Genomic DNA, 22970 nt, shown 5'->3' with positions numbered 1-22970 from the left:
CCAGATAATCCAAATTTTCAATCCCTGCTTCAGCGGGGAAACGAAAAAATTTGCCAGTCTAGCCGAACCTAAAACTGCTGCAAAATATCATTTTTAGTGCAAACGAGGCAGCCGGTAGCGACTGGAAACTTCTTTGCACAGCCGTAACTCTGTACCTTGAGAATTCCACTCTACCCGATCGAATATTTGGTAAAGAATAAACAGCCCCCTACCACATTCTTGTTCCACATGGGGGAGTGCAGAGTTATCTGCAACATCCTCTGCTATGAGACTGTCGAAATTATCGGTATCAAGATCGCAACCGCAAGGAGCTTTAAAGCCAGCACCTTCATCGGATATCACCCACCAGTATTGGTTTTGGACGATCGAAAAACGGACTCCAACTGTTTTACCGGGGTCTAACTTGTTTCCATGCTTAGCCGCATTTACCAAAGCTTCTTGAAGCCCTAACCGCAATTCCGCTTGCCACCGCTGTGGAACCTCTGCTAGGAGCAGATCCAAAACAGGACAAAGGTATAGGGTAGAAGCGAAGCTAATCGTAATCCAATTGCGTCCGGTCGGACGGGTTGAAATAGCAATCACTCAGAAAACTCCCTAACTTTCAGGTGGATGAACTTCACACCCTGCATAAGTTGGCTCCCTAGTATTCAAAATGCTAATTAATTGAGCTGCGCCACTCTATTTCTATCTTAGAGTATTTAGGCATTTAAGCAAAGCAAACAACGTCACAAAATATTCTGGGATTCTCAGAAACGAATAGTGGCAACCCTCAGTAATTTTTACTTATCAGTTTCACTTGCACCAGATTTTTGATGTCGGAGCGAGGCAACTCGCGGGCGATCGCCGCGACATCTCCCAAGCCGTAAACAGTCGCGGCACGAAACGATCCCCAGCCATAAACAATCTAAAATATCTATTAAAACATCGCTCCCTAGAACCATCGCCGATCGCGCCAGACTCTCTCACCCCACAGAGCGATCGGGCCGCCTTAGGACACGAACATCATACCTAGGTGTGTTGCCATCAAGACCCGATCTATTTCTCCAATGCCGGTCGGCGAAAAAAAATCGCACTGCAGTAATCTTGATTAAATCAATATTTGTTACAAAACTTATGGCAAATGAGTGAGATTGCCCGCGATCGCCCAGACGGCCAAAATTGACAAATCCTTTGCTGGCGAATCTCATGCGCGTTTACCGAACTTTATAAATCTGAACGTCGCGATACAATAGTTAAAGTAAATAATTATTTCTTTACATTATGCAAACGACCCCAACGATCACCACAGCCCCTATAGCCGGCACTTACTGGCAGTGGCAGGGCCATTCAGTATACTACGTCCGCTCCGGCGATCGACATCCCGAACGCCCTCCCCTGCTGTTAATTCACGGTTTTGGCGCGTCCACAGACCATTGGCGCAAAAATATCAGCGGCCTGAGCAAAGACTTTGAAGTCTGGGCGATCGACCTGATCGGATTTGGGCGATCGGCAAAACCCGAAATCCAGTACAGCGGCGACCTCTGGCGCGACCAACTCCACGACTTCATCACCAACGTCATCGGCCGGCCCGCCGTCCTCGCCGGCAACTCCCTCGGAGGCTACGCCGCCTTGTGTGTCGCCGCCCAGCGTCCCGAATCAGCCACCGGACTGATCTTAATCAACAGCGCCGGCCCCTTCAGCGAACCCCAACCGGCACCCGAAGCCCCGCCCGTGCAAAAAGCTATATCTGTGGTAGCTAAAACCTTATTTCAGCAAGATTGGGCAAGTTTTCTGCTGTTCCAGTACGCGCGCCAGCGATCGACAATTCGGAAAACCCTAGAAAAAGTGTATCTCGACCAAAGCGCCGTCACAGACCAATTAGTAGAAGAAATTTACCTTCCCTCCTGCGATCCCGGTGCCCCCAAAGTATTCGCCTCCGTATTCCGAACACCCCAAGGCGAAAAAATCGACCTATTGCTGAGTCAATTAACCTCTCCGCTGCTGATGCTGTGGGGAGAAGGCGATCCGTGGATGAATTCTGCAGACAGAAGCGCCAAATTTCGCCAACACTATCCGCAGTTGACAGAACACTTTATCAAAGCCGGTCACTGTCCCCACGATGAAGTACCGGAACAGGTAAACGAACTGATTCGCGGATGGATAATTAACCAATAGATCGGCATCAACTCTGTTAATCTCCGTTAATCTGCGGTAAAAATACCTCAACCAAAAAACAAGACGACCTATTGGGGTCGTCTTATTTTATTTAATAAAAAATGCAATTTGTCAATAGCAAACAGCGACTATTTTTTCCGTTTAGCCTTATCTAACCGCCTGCGATCGCGCCACTCAACCGAAGTCAAATATGCAACCCCGCCAGTGACAGTCACCAGCAGTACAAAGGCCACTAAAACGAGAAAATTAGCAATAGAAAATTCCACAACCCCTCCTGCTTGGCTTAGATTTGAGATTATGTGCGATCGCACAACCGCAATCAAATTGGCTTGTAACGAGGAATATAAGTCCTCATCAAACTCTGCAGACTCGCATTCCTCAGTACAAACCTTACAACAACTCTTCCAAAATTGTAAACCGGACATGATTAATTGCCAAAGTCCCCACGGAAACATCCTCCTTCTTCAGAGGAACGCCCCCGCTGGTGAGACTTTGAAACCGAATTCCCTTACCAATTTCTACGTGGTACCAAGCTAAGCCCATAAAAAATCTCAAAGGATAAGGGCCTCTATCTTGAATATCATCGGGATTAGATTCCATCGGTACCCAGCCAAAGCCCGGAATGTAAAACTCCAGCCAAACATGATTGAAATCTGGTTCCAGCGGCACACCTTTTCTGTCAGCAAAAGCCGGACACTTGTAACGCCCAATTGTGCGGCAAGCAATCCCGTTTAACCTTGCCAAAGCCAACAACAACCCTACGTACTCGCCACAAGAACCGATGCCGCGCCGCAGTACAATATCGGGTGTGTCTATGTGAGGCCTGATTCCGTAAGAAAGTTGGTCGTAAACAAAATTGCGAATGCTCAACAATTGCCTGAGAATGTTAGTTTCTGTGCCAATTGAGGCCACCGCAGCCGATCGCACAATCTCCGTATCCATCGCCAAATTATCATTATCCACCAAATACTTAGCTTCAAACTCCGGCGACAGTTTTGGAATTTTTTCCACATCCCGAGGCGACAATTGATACTTAATCGATCGCACTTCCAACAAAGCCTTCCAGCCAAAAATTCGCCGTTCCCCCTTCATCAGGCGATCGAACTTAAACACCGCCACCCGTTCCCCTTCCTGAATTTCCTCAGTAAAAGGCATCCCGACTGGCGTAATTTTCCTCACCTTTTGCCGGTGAGTTTCCGAAGGTAAAGCAATCCGCCACTCCAAATTGTCGATTTCTACCTCATCCAGAGGAGACAGTTCCTCCACATAGGACATTTCTATCAAAAAACCGTTTGACAAAGCGTAGCATTCTGCCTCATTGTAGTGAAAAGACAAAGGGTGAATAAAAGTGCGATCGCGCTTCGTCAACTGAAAAGGATCTTCCGAATTCGGGTCATCCCGGATATAAAGCTCATCGCCCGCATAAGCCACGTAGAGAACCTCTTCTCCCGTCTCTGAATCCTTGTGAAAAGCCAAGCCAGAAGGATATTCAAAGGGAGTCAAAATGCTAAATTTAATTTCTCCTGTGGCCCGTTCCAAACAGTAAACAGTTTGCTCGGTTTTGTCGCAAATCCAAATTTCCTCATCCCGGATTGTGATATTTTCTACTCCGATACCCGGAGCAAAAAATCGAGTAATTTCCCGACCAGTTTTCCCGTCAAAAACCAGAATATAGCCCAATCTCTGGCAAGTCACGTAAAGCGTAGATTGCCAAATCGCAATCCCGTCAACTGGATAAGAAAGGGAAACAAAATGTTCCGGTTTGAGTTGTGCGATCGCCCCATCGCGAATTGCACCCGGACAGCAACAAATATCCTGACCTCGCGCAAACCAGAGAGTATCTTCCCAAATAGCCAGCCCGGTTGCGCCCGCAAACTTAACCGTTTGATAAGGATTCAAAACAGTAGTGTTGTCAGTTTCTCGATCGATCTCCAATAGCAGCCCTTCGGCGCGATCGACACCGAACAACCGATTTCCCAAAAAAGCAATGCCGTGCAGTGCAGATACACCGATCGGTCTGACCATTCGCAGCCCCGAAGGCTGTTTGTCCGAGATAACTGGTGAATCGAGGTTCATGCTAAATTTCTTGTCGGTATTGTACAGAAAACTTGACTTTTGACTTGTAGCCGATCGCTTGAGATCCACCGATCTTCATTACCGAGATTCCCGGTCTCCAAAACTAACGCATCAACCGGGTTTGTTTGCGAAAATACGAGTTTTAGCCTGTCGTCGCAGTTAACAAACCCGGAATATTAGTCATTGTCAAAATTGGGCGTAACAAGGTCAACCCAACTTGCTGCTGTGAATGCAGCTAAGTATAACCACTAAACCACCGCGCCAAAACGCTACACAGAATTCTATTTCCGTCACAGCAGCCAAACTAATCGTATCTGGCTCAAGATATAAATTAAGTACAACAGATTACTATATCCGCCAAAACCTTGGGTAGAATAAAAATGTGCGATCGAGTTCTTAGGTTCATCAGAAGGCAGGTTCATCATGGCTTGGAAGTCTGCTCTCAACACCAGCGCCCTTTCCTTAATTCTGTCTTTACAGGCAGTTGGCACCGGTAGTTTCTTTATACCAGCCGAGGCTATCAACAGCCCCGCAAACAGCGTCCACCGCCCCTCAACACCGCAGCTACCCCTCAACTTGCAAACAGCTCAACCCCCCGGACAGACGGGAAACAGAACCAACAGCAAGCAACCCGGAGCCGCTTGGAATAACTTTCAACCGCCGGAACAGGGAGTACCCGGAAGGCGGGAAGGGGGAGGAACTAGGGGCTTAGTCTGCCCCACTCCGATAACAGCCTTGATTCCCCAATCAACTATGGGGCAAACCATATCAGGAAAGCCGACATTTTTCTACTACATTCCCGCAGCCGTTGACAAAACAGTTCAGTTTGAGTTAGCAGACGAAAGTGACAAAACAGTATACAAAAAAAGTTTTCGGATGGTAACTAGCCGTGGCGGTATCGTTAGCGTCAGCCTCGGCTCCGACGGCAACTCGCCAGCCCTGGAAGTGGGCAAAAACTATCAATGGTACTTTACTATCAAATGTAGCCCGCAAAGCTATACAGATGATGTTCTCGTGTCCGGGTGGATCAACCGCACCGCACTCGCCCCAACAGTGAAAACACAGTTGGATCGATCGCCCGACAGTCACGCCAAGCTCAGCATCTTCGCCCAACAAGGTCTCTGGTACGAGTACCTGGCAACTCTAGCTCAACTGCGCCTAGAGTCTCCCAGCGATACCAGTTTAGCCACCAAGTGGTCAGAAGTGTTAAGCTCGGTCGAACTCGGCAAAATCGCCCAAGCACCATTAGTCGCCAGTGAGTTAACACCCATAACCAAAAAATAATTCTATTTGTGCGCGGCGTACCAAAAACTCGGTTTCGAGGGCGGTATCTGCCAGCGCCACAGATGATTTTGGGGGTGTTGGGGGTTTGTTTGTCGATCGTCCTGAATAAATTCAAATTTTTGTGTTCATGAGCATTTCAGCTTCGCTTGCCTCTTGAAAGCCGGACTGTTCAAATTTTTATAGTAAAATTGCGCCCAATACTAAATGGTAAACTTGCAGAGTCAAGCAGAAGACAAACTTATTTTACAAAACACATTAATTATGCGCCCGAGAGCAAATATTGCAATATTTCGGTTGGGGATTTCACTTCTAACAGCCCTTCCTATCGCTTGCTTTTATGCCAATAAAGCTATATCCCAAATAAATGATATTTCTCAGTTTTCGGCCACTGACAACTCAGCAAATACGGACAACGAAGCATTAGCACTCCAAAAACTGGAAATCCAACAATATGAAACTGCAACCAACTTAAATCAACTCCCCGATTTTCCCGAAAGCAGCCCGATCGAGAATCAGCCCGATCGCTGTTCTACAATTAATCAAACAGATTGTGATACGCGCCCGTCGCCCGAAGCCAAAAATTTCGCAGACAACCAACCAAAATGTCATAACCCCCTAGATTGCAATGTTTTAGCCCAAAACCAACCCCAGACACCTCCAAACCTGCCACCGCCCCCGACTCAACCAGATCCAAATCGCGATCGATTTCTGCAACCAGTCCCGCAGCCTTCCCCACAACCTCCCCAAACACCACCAACAGTTGCGCCCCAACCCCCGTCACCAGTTCCGCAGCCGCTGCCGAATACGATAATTCAGGTGCAGAAAATTGAAGTAGTTGGCAGCACCATATTAAGTGAAGACGAAATTAACGCCTTAATCAAGCCGTTTGAGGGCCGTTCTGCCACCCTAGAACAGATCCAACAAATCGCCGACAAAATTACCGAAATTTACCTCAGTCGCGGGTACATCACTTCCAGAGCAGTCTTGCCACCCCAAACTATCACCGCAGGGGTAGTCAAAATTCAAGCGATCGAAGGCAAGCTAGCCCGAATTGAGGTAGAAGGAAATAAAAGAGTGCATAAAAGTTACATCCGCAGCCGAATTCGACTCGGTGCCGGAATACCTTTAAGCACATCTTCATTAGAAAACCAACTCCGGCTGCTGCGAGTCGATCCTTTATTCGACAATGTAGAAGCCAGTCTGCGGGCTGGAGATAATGCAGCCGAGAGCATTCTGATCGTCAGAGTGACCGAAGCTAATCCGTTTCAATCTAGTTTCAGCTTTGACAACTACTCGCCTCCCAGCGTCGGTTCCGAAAGATTGGGGGTAAGTGTGCGGCATCGCAATATCACAGGAAATGGCGACGAACTGGCGGCGGCTTATTACCGATCGCTAGGCGATTCAGACTTGTTCGATTTCAGTTACCGCATCCCGCTAAATGCCATGAACGGCACTTTGCAACTGAGGGCGGCACCGAACCGCAACAGTATTGTACAAGCACCTTTTGACGCTTTTGATATTTCAGGAAAATCGCATTTATTTGAATTAAGTTACCGCCAGCCGCTGCGGAGAACGCCGAGGGAAGAATTTGCCTTATCTGCCGGTGTTACTTATCAGACAAGCAGAACTTTTCTCGCCGGCGAACCGTTTCCTTTTGGCATCGGCCCGGACTCCAAGGGTGTCAGCACTACCACTGCAATTAAGCTGGGACAGGACTACATTCGGCGCGACCCGCAGGGTGCTTGGGCCTTGCGATCGCAATTTACGATCGGCACTAGCTTGTTTGATGCTACTCAAAACGAAGGTTCTGTCCCTGACGGACAATTTTTGAGTTGGCTTGGTCAAGTGCAGCGAGTACAGCGATTGAACGACAAACATTTATTAATTTTGCAATCAGATTTACAGTTGTCTGCTAATAGTTTGTTACCTTCCCAGCAATTTGTAATTGGTGGCGGGCAATCTTTGCGCGGCTACCGCCAAAATGCCCGTTCTGGCGATAACGGCTTCCGAGTGTCTGTCGAGGATCGGATTGCTTTGCAGCGCGATGCTTCGGGAAATCCCAAACTTCAATTAGCGCCTTTTTTGGATGCGGGTACGGTGTGGAATAATCCCAACAATCCTAATAAATTAACGAATCAGAGATTTTTAGGTGGTGTGGGTTTGGGGGTAATTTGGCAACCGATACCGCAGGTGAACCTGCGCGTAGATTACGCTTTTCCTTTGGTGAGAATTAGCGATAAAGGCGACAATTTGCAAGATAACGGCATTTACTTCAACCTAATTTATACGCCATGATCGCAGCGGGAGCATCTCTGTCGGAAAACAGCCCAGCTAGAAATTGGAGACAGGAGACAGGAGGAAAGAGGAGACAGGAGACAGGAGGAAAGAGGAAGAAAGAAGGAGTCAAAAGAAGTGTTTTTACAAATATTCAGATGCTCCAAAAATATTGATTTCAACATCTGACCAATCAACATCTGACCAATCACTAATCACCAATCACTAATAACAAATCACTAATGACCAATGACTAATGACTAATGACCAATGACTAATGACTAATGACTTCATCATCTGACCAATCACTAATAACAAATCACTAATAACTAATGACCAATGACTAATGACTAATAACTAATGACTAATGACTAATGACTAATGACTAATGACTTCATCTATCCGATATTAATCGCCAACTTCCCCGACAACCTCCGCAGCAGCCTGAGTTTCCAGCCAGAGTTTGAGCAGCAATCGCTCGGCCCGATCGCCCAAAACAGTCGCAAACACGCCCTGGGCCCCCTCAGACGCGTCATAAATCCACGTACCGCGCAGAGTCACTTCCACAAAATCAGCATCAGCAACACAAAGATCGATCGCCTCGCTATCATTTCGGCGGGCCTCAGATTCCAGCAGAGACAGCGCCGGCAAATTCGCCGGCAGCAAAAATGCCGCAGTGCTCGGTTCGACGCTGATGCTTTGACCAACTCGCATAGCCAGCACAACTCGCAGCGCCACTAACTGTTCGGGAGATTGAGCCAAACGCTCTAGATTAAAGCCCGTTTCAGTGTAAGTCAACTTCAGCATATTGACAGCCCTAAATTTGAAATTGAAAGTTGGTCAGTAGTCAGTAGTCAGTAGTCATTAGTCATTAGTTGTTAGTTGTTAGTCATTAGTCATTAGTCATTAGTCATTGGTTCGCGCATTACGCATGGGCAGTGAGAAACCTGGTTTATACACGAATTTTGGGACGACTCACCAGCAATGTACTAAGAAACCTCGTTTCTGGGGTCGCAAATGCGATCGCGAAATACAGTTGTTAGTTGTCAGTTGTTTTTGATTGACTAATGACCAATGACCAATGACTAATGACTAATGACTAATGACAAATTTCCTATTCCCCAATTTGGTATTCGTGCCAAAACATTTCGGAAAAAGCCACAGTGGGGTGCATAGGAGACTTCGGTTTAGTTCGCAAAGGCATTTGAGCTTCTATGGGAGTTCGATCGCCCTTACGAGAGTTGCATCCTTCGCAAGCAGTCACCACGTTGTCCCAAGTATGCAGCCCGCCCTTCGAGCGAGGCATGACGTGATCCAGCGTCAACTGTCGGTTGCTGCCGCAGTATTGACAAGAATGAGCGTCGCGGCGCAGGACTTCCCGGCGATTGACCGGTGGCACTTTCCAAAGGCGTTCGCTGTTGGCAAAAGTCAAGCGGATGTGTTCGGGTACGTGGATGCTGGTAGTGGGCGATCGCACCAGCCAGCCATTGCCGGTGCTATAATCCAGAGCTTGGGCCTTGCCTGTTACCAAAAGTACGATCGCCCGTTTGATGTTGACACGGCTCATCGGTAGGTAATTCTGGGAAAACACCACCACAGATTGCCTCAATACATCAGTTAGTACGGTCACGGCTGCCTCCTCTTCATTAGGATTTTAGATTGAAGAATTTAAATTTTTTTGACTTCGCTCAAAACAAGTTTTAGATTTGGGATTTTGGGTTTTTTACCAGCATGATTAGATTTTAGATTTGGGATTTGTGGATGTTTCACCAGCATTGTGAGATTGAAGAATTTAAAATTTTTCGACTTCGCTCAAAACAAGTTTTAGATTTAGGATTTTGGGTATTGCACCAGCATTGGCTGAATCTGGTTTTTTGCCAGTTTCCCAAGCCTTTCCCAATTTCTCAAATATCCAATCAAATGCCCCCGCTTCTGTCGTACAGAAGCGGGGGCCAAAAAAACTGCTTTCATGCAAATTTTCATCCTGTATCGGTACAGTTTTTTTAGCTGTACCTCCCGCTTCGCGTATCTTTCTCTGGCTGTGCCACTCCCAGACCGTCCCGGTCTACCTGGTTGTAATTAATTTCTGCATTTTGTCTTAATCCACTATAACCGGGTTTAATTGGGCTGATACGGGCCCGCGAGATTGCTGTGACGGTGACAAAACTCGCCATCAAGACGCGCAGTGACGAGTCGCTGCAACCCCAAGGGCGATCGCCGCGCTGCGGTTGATAGGTGGAATTGGTGGAGAGAAATATCACAGTAAGCACAAAGCGATCGGAGACCTTTAAATCTAGCTTTAAACATACTACACTGATATTACACATATGTCTACCTGTCACGGAGAAAAATAATGCATACCTTACCTAGAACGTCAACCACCGAAATGGAAGTCACCAGCATTCGACTAGAAAGAGAACTCAAGGAGAGACTCAAAGAGCTCGCCGGGAATCAAGGCTATCAAGCTTTGATTCGAGATTTGCTCTGGAATTACGTCCAGCAGAAGTCTGGAGAGTATCGCCAGATGTTTTGCAGAGAGGATATTCGAGCCAGTATTAATGCCACAGCACAGCAAGAGGAACGCTGCGCGCTTACAGGAGAAGCAATCCGAGTTAATGAGCCGATGTTATTAGGCCTGACGATGCACGGGGAAATGGTGCCGCTGAGTATGGGAAGTATGGCTGGATAAACCAGTTTACCCTTGAATTTGCCCGGCCTGGGGTGAAGGCCCCAGGCGCTGAATATCCAATCCCGAAGCATTGGGGGAATATCTATTTAACGAAAGCAAGAAGACGCGAAGTGCGCGAAGGAAGATAAGAGAAGGAAGAGGTGCAGCTAATGCTAAACTTTCCATCGGGTGTGCCGCAAGATGAATGGTCAATTTGATGGAAAAAATTAAGGTAATGCTGAAAAACCGCTACTTGACTGCTGTAAGTTCGATCGCCATTCTCACAATTATTACCGGATGCGCCGCTACGGAATCACCCCAACTTGCAACTCCCTCTCCTGTAGCCGAATCTTCCCCGCCGCCGGTTAAACCGAGTCAGCCGTTAACAGTCTCTGTCAACAATCCTGAAACCGCCACAAATACCAAAATTCAGCAATATCTCAACGGATTGACAGCCCAAGGTTCTGCCAAAGAAGACCAAGGAATCTGGATGCAATCTGGCAATACTTTGTTAGCCAACCATCAAGGTACTGTTCCTCTGTCAGCAGCTTCCATTACCAAAGTAGCAACATCTCTGGTAGCCCTGCAAGAATTCGGGCCGGAACATCAATTTATTACTTTAATTAGTACCGACGGGACGATCGAAAACGGCGTATTAAAAGGCGATTTAATTATTCAGGGTAGCGAAGATCCTTTGTTTGTTTGGGAAGAGGCGATCGCCCTCGGTAACACCTTAAATCAAAAAGGCATCAAGCGCATCACTGGTAATTTGATAATTGTCGATAAATTTTACATGAACTTTGAATTAAATCCCCTCAAATCAGGAGAATTGCTCAAACAAGCATTCAACAGTCAAAACTGGCCCAGCGAAGCCGCCGTCCAGTATCAAACACTAGCTCCAAATACCCCAAAACCTCAAATAGTAATTGATGGTACTGTCAAAGTTGTGCCAGCACCTCCCACCAGCGTGCCTTTAGTCAAACATTATTCTTTGCCCCTCACCGAACTGATCAAAAAAATGAATCAGTACAGCAATAATCTCATGGCAGATATGCTCGCCGATAGTGTCGGCGGCGCGAAAATAGTTGCACAAAAAGCAGCAGCAGCAACTGGAGTTCCTCCCGCCGAAATTCAACTCGTCAACGGTTCGGGATTGAGCGAAGATAACCGTATTTCTCCCCGCGCTGCTTGTGCATTGTTTATAGCTTTAGAAGGCTATCTTAAACCTTACAGCATGACAGTTGCCGATGTCTTAACTGTAGTTGGAAAAGATGAAGGAATCCTTTCTGAACGACCGTTGCCAAAATTAGCAGTAGTCAAATCTGGCACGTTGGACAATGTTAGCGCTTTGGGCGGAGCGCTGCCAACTCAAAAACAGGAAACAGTATGGTTTGTTATTATGAATCGAGGGGCAAATGTCGAGGAATTCCGCACTCAGCAAGAGGTTTTGCTGAAAAGCTTTTTGAAGGATTGGGGAACTGTTCAAGCCTCACCGGCGGAATTAACGCCAAATCCTGCTAGAAAGAGTAAGGTATCTCGCAACGAAATTATCAATTAATTTGGTTTGTAGTCAGGAGTTTCGTCCTTGATTGTTAAGTAGCGTAAGGTTAGCCACAAGCACCTAGCCCGCTTAGGGATGCAATGGACGGATTTGCGTCATTATTAGGTGTTGGCGATCGGCAATAAACCAGATTTATTACCGATCGCCCAATTCCGAGGAGTTCCCTATTCACGAAGGTGATGAAACACTCTAACGATAGAAACACCCGATTATTATCCCCATAAAACTGCTCTGTCTCTACAACTTGCGAAAATAGCCGTTGGAATACTCACAAGCATAGAGTACAGAGACTTTTTCAGGCTTGTCTTTAAAAAACTCGTCACAAGCACGTTTTACACCAGGCGATTTGAATGGCTCAGCAGTATATGGACGTGAAAACACCTTTTCATCATAATAAATGCCAAATAAGCAAATAGCTCCTGGCGTTAGACGCTCGTACACATAGGGCAGTACATATTTAGTAGAGCTATATATATCGCCGTCCACAATTGCAAAGCTTATCCGATCGGGAAGACATGAAGGAACAGTATCCTCGAACCATCCTTTATGAATATGTGGTAGATCCAGTCCAACATCGGAAAAATTCTTTTTGAATTTGTCGAGTTTAGCTGTCATCGAACCTTGAGCGTATATTCCATCTTTTATATCGTCTTCTTGTAGTTTTGGAAGCCCTTCAAAGCTGTCAAACACATGAAATTGTTTCTCCGGCGCATACTCATTCAGAATTTTTTGGATCACAATGGAGCTTTCGCCCGCATTACAACCCACTTCGACAACATCACCATCTACTTTGTATGCTGCTGTTTGGCTCGCCAAATGAAAAATATTCATTCGAGCTTCTATACTTGCCATACCAGGCGTTTTTGGAATAACTTGACCGTTCAATTGCAATTTATTCAATACCCGATTAGCCAAGCGATGGCGTTTGCGTGGAGTCCGGTGATCCCAATCAAAATAAGTTGCAATGAAAGTATTGTCCATGTCGTTTACTAGATGAAATTGTGAATAGTGGTTTAGAGAATGGATGACTTCACTTATAATTCTTGCGTCAGCAGCATAGCAGTGGAACCAAATTACATAGTTTTGAAGAGCGGTCGAAAAAACTTTTTGGAACCGGCTAATAGCAAGGACTTTAAATAGAAGAAATGAAAATCCTCTCTTTGCCAAGAAGTTGAAGAACGCTCACTTCATTGAGACTAGAGATAGAGTAGCGAAAGAAAATGTTGCTACCTGAGATACTCCAAATTGGTTTACTTCTCTAGAATTACACGCAATTATGAAATCAGCATGAAATGCCGATCGCTGCAAAGCATGAAATTATCTCCTTTTCAGAAGAAAGAGGCAATTAAGCTGTTGCGGTATTTAAATTTTATGTAAAAAACAATAAAACAATGAGTGGGCCGTTGCTCTGAGCATCACCCTGAATATGCAATGTTTATTTGCGCGACAGCTTAGCAGCTTTGCTTGCGAGAATTTTATCGGCTATATTTTGGGGTGTATTGTGGAGTGGGTTTTGGTGGTTTGTCTGAAGCATAAAATCATGCAAAAATACCAAAAGTTATAACAGGTTTTTAGTAAGGGCTTTAGTTTTTTCTGTTGATAACCTCAGATATCATCTGGGAGCATCTCATATTTGTAAAAATACTTCTTTTGACTCCTTCTTTCTTCCTCTTTCCTCCTGTCTCCTGTCTCCTGCCTCCTACCTCCAATTTCTAGCTTGGCTGCAAAAGTGAGATGCTCCCTATCATCTTTATCTGGGATCGATCGCCCTAACGACTACAATGCCGATCGCGCTTTCGACTCTGCTAATATATCTTTGCAAGTCGTAAGCAACTGTCACAGCCCCAGCCGGCGAAGCGTGAATTAAACCCAGATTCCCGTCTGCATTCCTGTACACAAAACCCGTATGGGTGACATCCAATCCTTTAATACCCGTGGCTACCGCCACAATATCCCCCGGTTTTAACTGAGAATAAATACTTTTTATCCGATTTGTCGGGATGTAATTAACAATCGTTTTGGCTAAGTCTGCTTCTTGGTTGACTATGCACTGATAAGTTGCTTCGTCTTTCACCATTTGCGGGTAACTGCTGCGGTGCTGGCTCATGAAATTTAGTGTTTTATTCATGGGCACTCCGCCTAATTGAGCGGTGATGTTTTCTACTGTTTTCCGTTTTTGATTGTCGTTAATCCACTCGGAAAAATAGTGCAGGCGGCTGCAATAACCGTTTATTTTACCGTTTACATACCGCTGTTGTTCTAGGCGATTTACAAAGTTTTGATAGTCGTAATCTTTGACGGATAAGCCTCGCGAAATCGCTAAAACGGTTTCTACAAATAAAACGCAATCAAATTTATTTAAAGTTACGATCAACTTTTCTTCGCCGGAATTGTCAAGCAAATTCTCGGCGTAGGGTTTTCCTAGGAAATTGTCGGCGATCGCCTGTAGGATTTCTCCGATCGCGCGATCGGGCAAATTTTGTTGTTTTGCATACTGTACAATCTTTTCAAAACGTGCTATATCTTCGGGTTGTGCAGCATTTTCTCTCGCGGTATTGTCTGAGTCGGCTCCTCTGGCGAGCACTTCGAGCAATTGCGAATAGGAAATTTTAGATAAATTGTTGATTTCCCAAAACAGACTCGGGAAACTGGAAATAGTTTGGTTGTTTATTACGTCCCACTTTTCGCTTTTTTCCGTCAACTGGGCCGGTATATCCGCGCCCTGTGCTTTTGTTGGTCGATCGACAACAGCGACAGCAGGTGGAGGCTGAAATGCCCAAACATCGGGTATCAAAGAATTATTCACAATGGCGATCGCAAATCCCCAAATAGCCGGACTCCAAAAATTTCTCATGTTTTTCAAAGGATTTTGCTTCAACCGAGTGCTATCCTGAAATCTTTACAATTATTAGAAGTCTGCATCAGCCTAGAAGAAAGCTCGAATTGGCAGTGGCGGACTCGGCTGATAAGTGTATCAGTCCATTTTAGATTTTAGATTTCAGATTTCAGATTTCAGATTTCAGAAATGAATCTCGGAGGGTCAACTACCCGGTCGCTTCGGGGTTTGTACCTGTTTTTGGGCTTGGTCATTTAAATTAGTTTCCCAAAAGAATCCGACTGTAAGCCCGCGATCCAAACCCTTATATAATCAGTGATTCGCAATTCTCAAATTTCAAATCTAAAATCTAAAATGGTATTATACGCCGACCTATTATAAACTTATCCTGCGAGTTTGATACCACAACACTGTAATGCAAGTAGACCGCCGACGCCCCCCCATCGGGCCCCAACGCCCCATCCAGCCCCGACAAAGCAGCCGTCGAGTCCCATCCCGACAAAGTAGCAGCCGTCCAGTTGCATCCGGGCGCCCCATAGATTTCTGGCAAAAGTCGGTATCAATTCTTAAAATTATCTACGTTTATCTGCGTTCCTCTGCCTTATATCTGCGCTCTCTGTATCGAGAGAAGATGGATGCCAGAAGTTTAACCCAATCCCCACCCCAAAGCAGCCAGCGTCCAGTCAGGCGCAGACAAAGCAGCCAGCCTCCCGTCCAATCTCGTCGCCGAGTCAGGACGAAATTTTCTCGATTAAAATACGGTAACATCCTGTGCTTAGTTGCTGGGGCGATCGCGCTTTTTTGGATTGTCACAATACCCTTCAGAATTCGCCGTCCCCCAGAACCGCCAGTCATTTTGACTCAAGAACCCCTCTCGCCGCCGATAATTCAAACACCGGAAAGTTTAGTCGATCGTCAAAGCGAGCCTACCTTCAGCTACAACATCAAAACACCTCCTAATTTAACTTACTCTCAAGAATTGCAAGGGATTGTTGATGAAGCTGTGAAGATTGCGACCAGCAAAGGACTGCCTGCAGAACAGCTATCAATTACCTTAATTGATGTCAGCAATCCCCAAACCCACAGCATTGCCGGATATCAAAATCAAAGTCTCAGATTTCCCGCTAGCGTTGCCAAGTTATTTTGGATGGCAGCCTTTTACTCAGCCACCGAAAAAGGCATAATTACGCAAAAAGAATCAGCCTTCAAAAATGACCTAGAACAAATGATTGGCTTCTCCAACAACGATGCCGCCAGCCGGATTTTAGACAAAATCACTGATACAAAATCAGGAGTCAGGCTCGCAGGAGAAGAGTTGCAAACATGGCTGCAAAAACGCACGCAAATTAATTCATTTTTCCAGTCAGCCGGCTACAATGATATTCGTATAAGCACCAAAAATTATCCCATACACTATTTGCATCAAGAAGGCCCTATCGGTCGTGACTTGCAATTGCGGGGCGATGCTTCGCAGCCAATTCGCAATCAAGTAACTAGCGATCAAGCCGCCAGATTAATATATGAAATCTATACTAGGCAAGCTGTTTCCAGCATCGCCAGCCGCAAAATGGCTTACTTGCTGACGAGAGATTTAGACCCCAAGGCCTGGAAAAATGACCCTACTAACTCGATCAAAGGATTTCTGGGCGAGTCTTTACCAACTAAGATTTATTTTGGTTCCAAGGTTGGCTATACTTCCAAATCCCGCAGCGAAGTGGCATTTGTCAGGACTTTGGACGATCGCGCGATTTATATCTTAGCTGTTTTTGCTGACGATCCGGCTTATTCCAGAGACGAAACAGCATTTCCGGCCATTTCGCGATACGTGTTCGATCGGCTCAACGCTCGCGAGATCAAAAGTTCGCAGCGATCTGATGTGGGGCGATCGAACAACCACAATAAAATTGGTTTGCAGTCAGGACTTTAGTTTTTTGATTCAGAAACACTGAAGTCCTCACTACAAACCTAATTAATTAGTTCGTAGTGAGGACTTTACTCCTTCTGAATCAACCATTGTACAAACAATTTAACTGGGGCGAAAGGATTCGAACCTCTGAATGGCTGGACCAAAACCAGCTGCCTTACCACTTGGCGACGCCCCAACGTCTTAACCTTCATCATATTAGCATTCAAACACCTAAATCTGTCAAGCATTTTGACAGTAAAATCTCAAAAATATTTTTGAAACCGATCGCCCGCCAGTTTTTTGTTTGAGCGCCGCGGGGCGATAAAGCGGGATTGAAATCCAGAAATCGGCTCCCTGTAAGGGTTCCCAGATACACTTCAAACTGCCACCGTGTTTTTCCACCACAATCTGGTAGCTGATAGACAAGCCGAGTCCCGTACCCTGCCCCACCGGTTTAGTGGTAAAGAAAGGGTCAAACAAGCAGGATTTAGCTTTTTGGGTCAATCCCTGCCCGCTGTCGCGAATCCGAATCACCACAAATTTGCCGTTAGCGGAGCCCGCCCCTACGGGGGCTGCGCCAACGAAGAGGATCGACTTTCCAAACTCAGCATCCTCCCACTCTTGCCACCAGCGCCGTCGAGATGGCGATCGTCTTGGGCGCGGGCCGATTTTCCCAAGAGTCGATCGCATTCCCCAAAATATTCATAAATACTTGGTTGAGAGCTCCGGGATAGCACTCTACCTTCGGCAAGTCGCCCCAGTCTTTAATTACCTCAATTCCCGGTATCAGCCCGTTGGACTTCAAGCCGCCCTGCTCCCATCAGCAGCGTGCTATCAACCCCTTCGTGAATGTCCACCGGCTTCAACTCCGATTCGTCCAGCCGCGCGAAGTTCCGCAGAGAAAGGACAATTTTGCGGATGCGTTCGGCCTCCATCTCCATCAAATACAGAATTTTCAGCAAATCCAGCACCACGAGATCGAGATCGATTTCTTCGCTTTTGTTGAGAATTTCCTCCCCCGGCTGCGGATAGTGCTTTTGATACAAGCGCAGCAAATCCAGGATATCTTTCACAGCCCATCTAGTTGCTAGCAACCGTTTTTTTCAATACTGGCCCTTGCAAAACAAGCTCTGTATTTTGTGTCGGGAGACTGTGGGCACAAGTCGCGTGCAGCCTGCTTGCGCCCAACTCAGAGCAACCCCTTGACTGAAATTGAAACTTTTGAGTTATGGAATTAGGACACCGCAGATCTAAATACGATACAAATTATATTTCGACTTGACTGTGCTTTTTAATACTCCGGGTGGGTGAATCTAAGAGCCTCCCCAGGGAAAAAACACGCTTCACCCATACATCGCGGATGGCAGTTTACAGAGAATTTTTGAATAAGTCAGTCCTAGAGGCAGGCAAGGCACAAAACCCGGTTTTTTTCATCAAGCATCTCTGGGATGAGCAACGATTTTCCAAGAAACCGGATTTTTTGGAGCAAGTTCTCTAAATTTAAGTGTATTTTAAGAGACTTGTCTAATCGTGCGTAGGAGGCTTGCTGGTAGATTAAAATAATCAATTTGTGCCACAATACCAGTGCGGTTTACGAGTCTGTGCCACAGACTGCTCAATTACATTGAGAGAATGAAGTACAAAAGATTGCCAAAATGTTAAACTTTGTAACGATAGTTGGTCAAACTCGACCGTCGAGGCTTTTAGCATTGAGATGGAGATTTTGCAAGTGTTGTAATAGGCGATCGACTTTTCTAGCCATCCCTGTTTTCGAGCCCTTCGACATGGCGAAAATTATGTTTTATCTTTTCAACAATTATAAATAAACCTGGAGAAGAATATGTCTGCAACTAGCATTCAAATACCAACTATTTTGGCAGTTGATGATAGCGTCGTAATGCAAGGACTGGTCAAACAAGCCTTAAGCAAAGAGTTTCGAGTTCTCGTGACAGACAATGCAGTCGATGCTTTATCAACGATTTATCACGAACAAATTTCTGTTTTGTTGCTCGATGTTTCGATGCCTGGTATTGACGGATTGGAACTCTGTCGCACGGTGCGAAGCTTACCTCAATTTCAAAATTTGCCGATCGTGATGCTGACAGCCAGAGATGGAGCCTTTGATAAGGTGCAGGGTCGTTTGGCGGGAGCAACCGAGTATTTAACTAAGCCCTTTGATGCTGACAAGTTGCGCGAAGTTATTGGTAAGTTTATCACTCTCAAATCATAAAAGAAGATGGGCGCGGTTTCAACAGCCGTCTCCTTCTATAGCAGTTAGATCTCTCATAGGAGGTATGGACAGATCGATCGCTCAATCCCTCAATCCCCCAATCCCTCAATCTAAAATGTCAACTCCTCACCACGGTTGAAAAAGGCTATATATTTTCCCTAAGTGCTAAACTTTTAACTTAGCCAACAGCAGGGGAGCGATCGCGCTGATGGGTAAAACGTGCTGAGCTGCACCAAGGGCGATCGCCTCTTTCGGCATTCCAAAAACCACGCAACTGTCTCGATCTTGAGCAATTGTCAAGCCTCCTACTCGCGCGATCGCCAGCATACCCTCAGCACCGTCTCTACCCATTCCAGTTAGCAAAACACCAGCAGCCCCCCTACCATAAAAATTAGCAACTGACTTAAAAGTTACCGTTACAGAGGGGCAGTGTCCCCCTTCACCAGCACCTTCCGAATAAATAAATCGCCCTTGAGAATCCAATTCTAAATGACGCTTTTCAGGCGGAAAATAAATAATCCCAGCTTGCGGTAATTCCCGCAAACCAGCTATTCTCACCGGCAGTTTAGATTCACAACCCAACCAGTTAACCAATCCCTGCAAAAATCCTTCACTGATGTGCTGGATGCAAATTACCGGCACTGGCAAATTAGCTGGAAACTGCGAAATAATCGACTGCAGCGCTTGCGGCCCGCCTGTAGACGCGCCTACAGCCAATAATTTAATAGTTTGAGGCTTAAGATTTTCCCTGGATAATTGGTAATTGTGCGCTGATAATTGATTAATTTTTGGGCTGGGGCGATCGCTTATTTCGATTCCTCCCAGCCTTTGATGCCGCGTAAATACTTTAACTCCCGACAAAACTTTAACTTTAGCAATTAATTCATTCGCGAGACGAGCGTAATCTGATACCAACCCGCCAATCGGTTTGGGGAAAACATCTAATGCACCTGCTTTCATAAGTTCAAATACATTTTGAGTATCGCTTGCTTGTACAGAAGCACTAATTATTAAAATCGGTCGCGGGTATTTTTTCATCACTTCCTGCGTGAATTCTAACCCGTTCATTTTTGCCATATTAAAATCCGTACAGATAACGTCTGGCTGAAGTTTCGGAATTAATTCTAGTGCTTCTAACCCGTTGCAAGCGGTTCCTACAACTTGGATTTCTGGCGAAGCATCCAAAATGCGCTTGAGGACGATCGTAGCCACTGGGGAATCTTCTACTAACAATACTTTTATGACCGAAAACATGAATTTTTTAAGTAATTGGGAATGGATAATTGGGAATTGGGCGAGCGCGAAGCGGAGGGATTGGGAATTGGGCGAGCGCGAAGCGGAGGGATGGATAATTGGGCGAGCGCGAAGCGGAGGGATTAGGAATTGGGAATTGGTAGCCGTCTCTCCCACTCTCCCACTCTCCCACTCCCCCCCTCTTCCTTCCCCTTGCCCTTCCCCTTCTTCTACAATTAAACTAACCTTTTCAAGGTTTCGATCAATACATCTTGATTGAACGTACCTTTAGGAATATAAGCATTAGCCCCGGCATCAGCCCCTCTTTTTCGATCTTCATCCGATGCCAAAGATGTGACCAAAATAATCGGCAACTCATTGTATTCTTTTTGCTTGCGAATTTTAACAGTCAGTCCCAAACCGTCCAAATTCGGCATTTGTACGTCAGAAATCAGAGCATCAAAATAGCGAGTTTTTAATTTATTGAAAGCATCCAATCCATCTACTGCTGTCACTACTTCATAACCTGCACCTTCGAGGATGCGCTTTTCTTGAGTGCGGGTAGCGATCGAATCTTCTGCTAAAAGTATAACTTGTTTTTGGCTGACCGTCTCAACGGGCGATCGCCCGCCAGAAACCTCACGCGACGAAACTTGTTTGCGTACAGATTTTATCAAATCGTGGGGATTGAGCACCATACAAACTTCCCCCGTGCCGAGAATCGTTGCACCTGAAACATTTCGCACCCGTTTCAGCAATTGACTTTGAGGTTTAATCACCACATCCTGTGCGTCAATCAAAGTATCTATAAATAATCCCAATCTTTCCTCCCCAACTTTCAGAACAATACAAGACATTTTTTGAGGATTTGAAGTCAGGGATTCTCCCTCTATTTTCCTGTTGAGTTCTTTCCCACTTTCCTCTCTCCAATCCTGATTTTGAGGCAGCCATTCTCCCTTGCTTAATTCTAATAAATCTGCCAAATACGCAACTGATAGCGGCTGACCATCGACAAGTATAGTTGCTTTCCCTTCTAAAGGAAAAATATCAGAATTAGCCACCATTATTCCCGTATCAACAAACTCAATAGGCAGCGCATAAGCAACACCTTCAACAGCTATAATTAATACATTGGCAGTAGCTATAGATGTGCCGATCCTTAGCCGAAAAATACATCCTTTTCCTGGTACAGATTCAACTTGAATACTGCCTTTTAGTGATTCAACATTAGTCCGAACTACATCTAAACCAACCCCCCGGCCAGAGACTTCAGTAACAAATGTTCTGGTGGAAAAACCCGGAGCAAAAATCAACGATTGAATTTGGCTTTCTGTCATGAGGGCGAGTGCTTCCGGCGTGCAGACGTTGCGTTTGACAGCAGTTTGTTTAATGCGATCGAGATTCAGCCCCTGGCCATCATCAGCAACTTCAATGATAATATTACTAGCAGTCTGGTAGCCTTTAATTCGGAGAGTAGCCACGGGAGGTTTGCCGAGCCTTTCGCGTTCGGCGGTAGTCTCGATGCCGTGGTCGATCGCATTCCGAATCAGGTGCATCAAAGGGTCTTTCAGTTCTTCTAAAATGCGTTTATCAGCTAAAGTTTTCCCCCCTTCAATGACTAATGCAACTTCTTTTTCTTCCTGCTTCGCCAAGTCTCTAACCGCTCGGGGAAATATATTAAAAATAGTAGACAAAGGCAGCAGTCTAAGAGTGCGAATTCCTGAGCTTAATTCCTCCGTAATTAATTCGAGTCTAGCCGTATCTTCATCAACTAGATTATTCAAGCGATTTACTAAAGTTCCCAGATGTTCTAAATGTTCTTCAGTCCGCTGGTAATATTTCTGAAACTGCATGACTATCGAGTTTTGTTCAGACCCGGTTTTCTCAGTTTCTATTTGATGATAAGCCAACGGATTTATAAAAGCTTCTCGGCTCCAATCTTCCCACAAAGTTGTGATTTTTTCGAGTTCAGCAAGTCGGTGTACTAACCGAGTTTTCGTAACAGTTAGTTCCCCTGCTTGAGTCATTAAATCGTCTAAACTTTTGGTAGCAACGCGAATTGTTTCGATGCGGTAAGACGAACTAAAAGAACCATTGTTAACAGTCGGTTCGGAATCCGATGTAGCAGCGGAGCCAGAAGCGGCAGGCGATTTTTGAGATTTCGACAGCAATTCTCGCTCCGATTGTACCGTCAAAAAAGAGAAATTACGATCTAAATTAGTGGCTAAAGAAGTTTCATTGTTTGTTTCTGGTGGTATATTTTCCGAATTAGTAAATTGCGTTTTTACTAATTCTTGTTCTGGTACTTGTGAAGATGATGGTTCTGCTGTCGGGGCGGCGGGCTGGGGATTGCTAGAAGCACCCATCATGCTAGCGAGCACGTAAAATGTATTGACGCCGGAATCTTGACCCGTGACGGCTTCGTTAACGAGTTGGCGAAGCGCCTCTAAACCTTGGGAAAGTCGATCGCTAAGCTCTGGATTTAGTTGAGTTTCTCCCCGCTTGATACCTCCCAAAATATGCTCTATTTGATGAGCTAAAGATGCTACATTTTTTACGCCCAACATCCCAGCATCACCTTTAAGAGAATGGGTTTCCCGCAGCAATTCTTCTAACTTAGCTAAGTCCCCTGGATGTTGTTCCAAGTACAGAAATCCATCGTCTAGTTTCTGCAAGTGTTCTTGACTAGCAATTTTAAATACATCTCGTAGTTCTCGATCTTCTATCATATATATCTTTGGGTAATCG

The 22970-nt window shown here is 45.6% G+C and carries 22 protein-coding genes and 1 tRNA gene; 8 read left to right on the top strand and 15 right to left on the bottom strand.

Going from position 1 to position 22970, the window contains the following annotated elements; translation table 11 throughout:
* Nucleotides 1-93 precede the first annotated feature (93 nt).
* Nucleotides 94-582: an ATP-binding protein gene (locus QUA97_RS04325; RefSeq protein ID WP_333193330.1), complete on the bottom strand. Its 489-nt coding sequence runs from the start codon at nucleotides 580-582 to the stop codon at nucleotides 94-96.
* A 214-nt stretch (nucleotides 583-796) separates the two neighbouring features.
* Between QUA97_RS04325 and QUA97_RS04320 the strand changes: the two genes are divergently transcribed.
* Both QUA97_RS04320 and QUA97_RS04315 read left to right on the top strand, forming a co-directional pair.
* Nucleotides 797-1012 (top strand): hypothetical protein, encoded by a 216-nt coding sequence (locus QUA97_RS04320; protein ID WP_333193328.1) that lies wholly within the window; start codon nucleotides 797-799, stop codon nucleotides 1010-1012.
* A 248-nt stretch (nucleotides 1013-1260) separates the two neighbouring features.
* The gene (locus tag QUA97_RS04315) at nucleotides 1261-2154 is read left to right on the top strand and encodes an alpha/beta fold hydrolase (protein WP_333193325.1); all 894 of its coding nucleotides are present in this window, start codon (nucleotides 1261-1263) and stop codon (nucleotides 2152-2154) included.
* 128 nt (nucleotides 2155-2282) lie between these two features.
* Here the strand turns inward: QUA97_RS04315 and QUA97_RS04310 are convergent, their stop codons facing one another.
* A complete protein-coding gene (locus QUA97_RS04310) occupies nucleotides 2283-2420 on the bottom strand; it encodes a hypothetical protein (RefSeq protein ID WP_194010119.1) in 138 nt (45 codons plus the stop codon).
* 124 nt (nucleotides 2421-2544) lie between these two features.
* On the bottom strand, nucleotides 2545-4230 hold the full coding sequence (locus QUA97_RS04305) for a transglutaminase-like domain-containing protein (RefSeq protein WP_194066364.1): 1686 nt from the start codon (nucleotides 4228-4230) through the stop codon (nucleotides 2545-2547).
* Between the two features lie 423 nt (nucleotides 4231-4653).
* Between QUA97_RS04305 and QUA97_RS04300 the strand changes: the two genes are divergently transcribed.
* Together QUA97_RS04300 and QUA97_RS04295 are read left to right on the top strand one after the other, a co-directional pair.
* Nucleotides 4654-5514, top strand: coding sequence for a DUF928 domain-containing protein (locus tag QUA97_RS04300; protein WP_333193320.1), 861 nt, complete (start codon nucleotides 4654-4656; stop codon nucleotides 5512-5514).
* A 204-nt stretch (nucleotides 5515-5718) separates the two neighbouring features.
* Nucleotides 5719-7809, top strand: coding sequence for a ShlB/FhaC/HecB family hemolysin secretion/activation protein (locus QUA97_RS04295; RefSeq protein ID WP_333193317.1), 2091 nt, complete (start codon nucleotides 5719-5721; stop codon nucleotides 7807-7809).
* A 387-nt stretch (nucleotides 7810-8196) separates the two neighbouring features.
* Here the strand turns inward: QUA97_RS04295 and QUA97_RS04290 are convergent, their stop codons facing one another.
* The 4 genes from QUA97_RS04290 to QUA97_RS04275 form a co-directional block, all read right to left on the bottom strand.
* The gene (locus tag QUA97_RS04290; protein WP_194066361.1) at nucleotides 8197-8595 is read right to left on the bottom strand and encodes an alr0857 family protein; all 399 of its coding nucleotides are present in this window, start codon (nucleotides 8593-8595) and stop codon (nucleotides 8197-8199) included.
* A gap of 307 nt (nucleotides 8596-8902) precedes the next feature.
* Complete coding sequence (locus QUA97_RS04285; RefSeq protein WP_194066360.1) at nucleotides 8903-9418, bottom strand: HNH endonuclease; 516 nt, start codon at nucleotides 9416-9418, stop codon at nucleotides 8903-8905.
* A 162-nt stretch (nucleotides 9419-9580) separates the two neighbouring features.
* On the bottom strand, nucleotides 9581-9763 hold the full coding sequence (locus QUA97_RS04280; RefSeq protein ID WP_194066359.1) for a hypothetical protein: 183 nt from the start codon (nucleotides 9761-9763) through the stop codon (nucleotides 9581-9583).
* Nucleotides 9764-9791: 28 nt separating this feature from the next.
* Nucleotides 9792-10115, bottom strand: a complete 324-nt coding sequence (locus tag QUA97_RS04275) for a hypothetical protein (protein ID WP_194066358.1) — start codon at nucleotides 10113-10115, stop codon at nucleotides 9792-9794.
* Between the two features lie 26 nt (nucleotides 10116-10141).
* Between QUA97_RS04275 and QUA97_RS04270 the strand changes: the two genes are divergently transcribed.
* Both QUA97_RS04270 and QUA97_RS04265 read left to right on the top strand, forming a co-directional pair.
* Entirely contained in the window at nucleotides 10142-10477 is a 336-nt protein-coding gene (locus QUA97_RS04270; RefSeq protein ID WP_194012344.1) for a hypothetical protein, read from the top strand.
* Nucleotides 10478-10661: 184 nt separating this feature from the next.
* A complete protein-coding gene (locus tag QUA97_RS04265; protein ID WP_333193310.1) occupies nucleotides 10662-12014 on the top strand; it encodes a D-alanyl-D-alanine carboxypeptidase in 1353 nt (450 codons plus the stop codon).
* A gap of 240 nt (nucleotides 12015-12254) precedes the next feature.
* On the opposite strand, the gene QUA97_RS04260 is transcribed toward QUA97_RS04265, so the two are convergent.
* Complete coding sequence (locus tag QUA97_RS04260) at nucleotides 12255-12998, bottom strand: TylF/MycF/NovP-related O-methyltransferase (RefSeq protein ID WP_194066357.1); 744 nt, start codon at nucleotides 12996-12998, stop codon at nucleotides 12255-12257.
* Between the two features lie 769 nt (nucleotides 12999-13767).
* Complete coding sequence (locus QUA97_RS04255; protein WP_333193304.1) at nucleotides 13768-14871, bottom strand: N-acetylmuramoyl-L-alanine amidase-like domain-containing protein; 1104 nt, start codon at nucleotides 14869-14871, stop codon at nucleotides 13768-13770.
* A 397-nt stretch (nucleotides 14872-15268) separates the two neighbouring features.
* Here QUA97_RS04255 and QUA97_RS04250 point away from each other — a divergent pair, with 397 nt between their 5' ends.
* Nucleotides 15269-16780 (top strand): serine hydrolase, encoded by a 1512-nt coding sequence (locus QUA97_RS04250; protein WP_333193301.1) that lies wholly within the window; start codon nucleotides 15269-15271, stop codon nucleotides 16778-16780.
* Between the two features lie 103 nt (nucleotides 16781-16883).
* Here the strand turns inward: QUA97_RS04250 and QUA97_RS04245 are convergent.
* From QUA97_RS04245 to QUA97_RS04230, 4 genes are all read right to left on the bottom strand, one after another.
* Nucleotides 16884-16955 (bottom strand) — tRNA-Gln (locus QUA97_RS04245).
* Between the two features lie 44 nt (nucleotides 16956-16999).
* The gene (locus QUA97_RS04240) at nucleotides 17000-17449 is read right to left on the bottom strand and encodes a sensor histidine kinase (RefSeq protein WP_333193298.1); all 450 of its coding nucleotides are present in this window, start codon (nucleotides 17447-17449) and stop codon (nucleotides 17000-17002) included.
* A complete protein-coding gene (locus tag QUA97_RS04235) occupies nucleotides 17364-17564 on the bottom strand; it encodes a hypothetical protein (protein ID WP_333193296.1) in 201 nt (66 codons plus the stop codon). The genes QUA97_RS04240 and QUA97_RS04235 overlap by 86 nt, the downstream gene beginning before the upstream one ends.
* Entirely contained in the window at nucleotides 17533-17853 is a 321-nt protein-coding gene (locus QUA97_RS04230; RefSeq protein WP_333193293.1) for a hypothetical protein, read from the bottom strand. The genes QUA97_RS04235 and QUA97_RS04230 overlap by 32 nt, the downstream gene beginning before the upstream one ends.
* A gap of 746 nt (nucleotides 17854-18599) precedes the next feature.
* On the opposite strand from QUA97_RS04230, the gene QUA97_RS04225 reads away from it, so the two are divergent.
* Nucleotides 18600-18989, top strand: a complete 390-nt coding sequence (locus QUA97_RS04225) for a response regulator (RefSeq protein ID WP_333193291.1) — start codon at nucleotides 18600-18602, stop codon at nucleotides 18987-18989.
* Between the two features lie 165 nt (nucleotides 18990-19154).
* Here QUA97_RS04225 and cheB read toward each other — a convergent pair whose 3' ends face one another.
* Both cheB and QUA97_RS04215 read right to left on the bottom strand, forming a co-directional pair.
* Complete coding sequence (cheB, locus tag QUA97_RS04220; RefSeq protein WP_333193289.1) at nucleotides 19155-20243, bottom strand: chemotaxis-specific protein-glutamate methyltransferase CheB; 1089 nt, start codon at nucleotides 20241-20243, stop codon at nucleotides 19155-19157.
* A 215-nt stretch (nucleotides 20244-20458) separates the two neighbouring features.
* Nucleotides 20459-22951 carry a hybrid sensor histidine kinase/response regulator gene (locus QUA97_RS04215; RefSeq protein ID WP_333193287.1) on the bottom strand — a complete coding sequence of 831 codons (2493 nt, stop codon included), beginning with the start codon at nucleotides 22949-22951 and terminating at the stop codon, nucleotides 20459-20461.
* Nucleotides 22952-22970: the final 19 nt, after the last annotated feature.

Origin of the sequence: Microcoleus sp. CZ3-B2 (assembly GCF_036705055.1) — a bacterium.
GTDB lineage: Bacteria > Cyanobacteriota > Cyanobacteriia > Cyanobacteriales > Microcoleaceae > Microcoleus.
Note: the sequence above shows the minus strand (reverse complement) of the source record. Positions and strands in the feature narration are given on the sequence as shown.

Bases quoted from the DNA above. Each gene is read 5' to 3' on its own strand.
- QUA97_RS04315 (WP_333193325.1), top strand. From the start codon at position 1,261: ATGCAAACGACCCCAACGATCACCACAGCCCCTATAGCCGGCACTTAC.
- QUA97_RS04305 (WP_194066364.1), bottom strand. From the start codon at position 4,230: ATGAACCTCGATTCACCAGTTATCTCGGACAAACAGCCTTCGGGGCTG.
- QUA97_RS04300 (WP_333193320.1), top strand. From the start codon at position 4,654: ATGGCTTGGAAGTCTGCTCTCAACACCAGCGCCCTTTCCTTAATTCTG.
- QUA97_RS04295 (WP_333193317.1), top strand. From the start codon at position 5,719: ATGGTAAACTTGCAGAGTCAAGCAGAAGACAAACTTATTTTACAAAAC.
- QUA97_RS04290 (WP_194066361.1), bottom strand. From the start codon at position 8,595: ATGCTGAAGTTGACTTACACTGAAACGGGCTTTAATCTAGAGCGTTTG.
- QUA97_RS04275 (WP_194066358.1), bottom strand. From the start codon at position 10,115: ATGTGTAATATCAGTGTAGTATGTTTAAAGCTAGATTTAAAGGTCTCC.
- QUA97_RS04270 (WP_194012344.1), top strand. From the start codon at position 10,142: ATGCATACCTTACCTAGAACGTCAACCACCGAAATGGAAGTCACCAGC.
- QUA97_RS04265 (WP_333193310.1), top strand. From the start codon at position 10,662: ATGGTCAATTTGATGGAAAAAATTAAGGTAATGCTGAAAAACCGCTAC.
- QUA97_RS04260 (WP_194066357.1), bottom strand. From the start codon at position 12,998: ATGGACAATACTTTCATTGCAACTTATTTTGATTGGGATCACCGGACT.
- QUA97_RS04255 (WP_333193304.1), bottom strand. From the start codon at position 14,871: ATGAGAAATTTTTGGAGTCCGGCTATTTGGGGATTTGCGATCGCCATT.
- QUA97_RS04250 (WP_333193301.1), top strand. From the start codon at position 15,269: ATGCAAGTAGACCGCCGACGCCCCCCCATCGGGCCCCAACGCCCCATC.
- QUA97_RS04240 (WP_333193298.1), bottom strand. From the start codon at position 17,449: ATGCGATCGACTCTTGGGAAAATCGGCCCGCGCCCAAGACGATCGCCA.
- QUA97_RS04225 (WP_333193291.1), top strand. From the start codon at position 18,600: ATGTCTGCAACTAGCATTCAAATACCAACTATTTTGGCAGTTGATGAT.
- cheB (WP_333193289.1), bottom strand. From the start codon at position 20,243: ATGTTTTCGGTCATAAAAGTATTGTTAGTAGAAGATTCCCCAGTGGCT.
- QUA97_RS04215 (WP_333193287.1), bottom strand. From the start codon at position 22,951: ATGATAGAAGATCGAGAACTACGAGATGTATTTAAAATTGCTAGTCAA.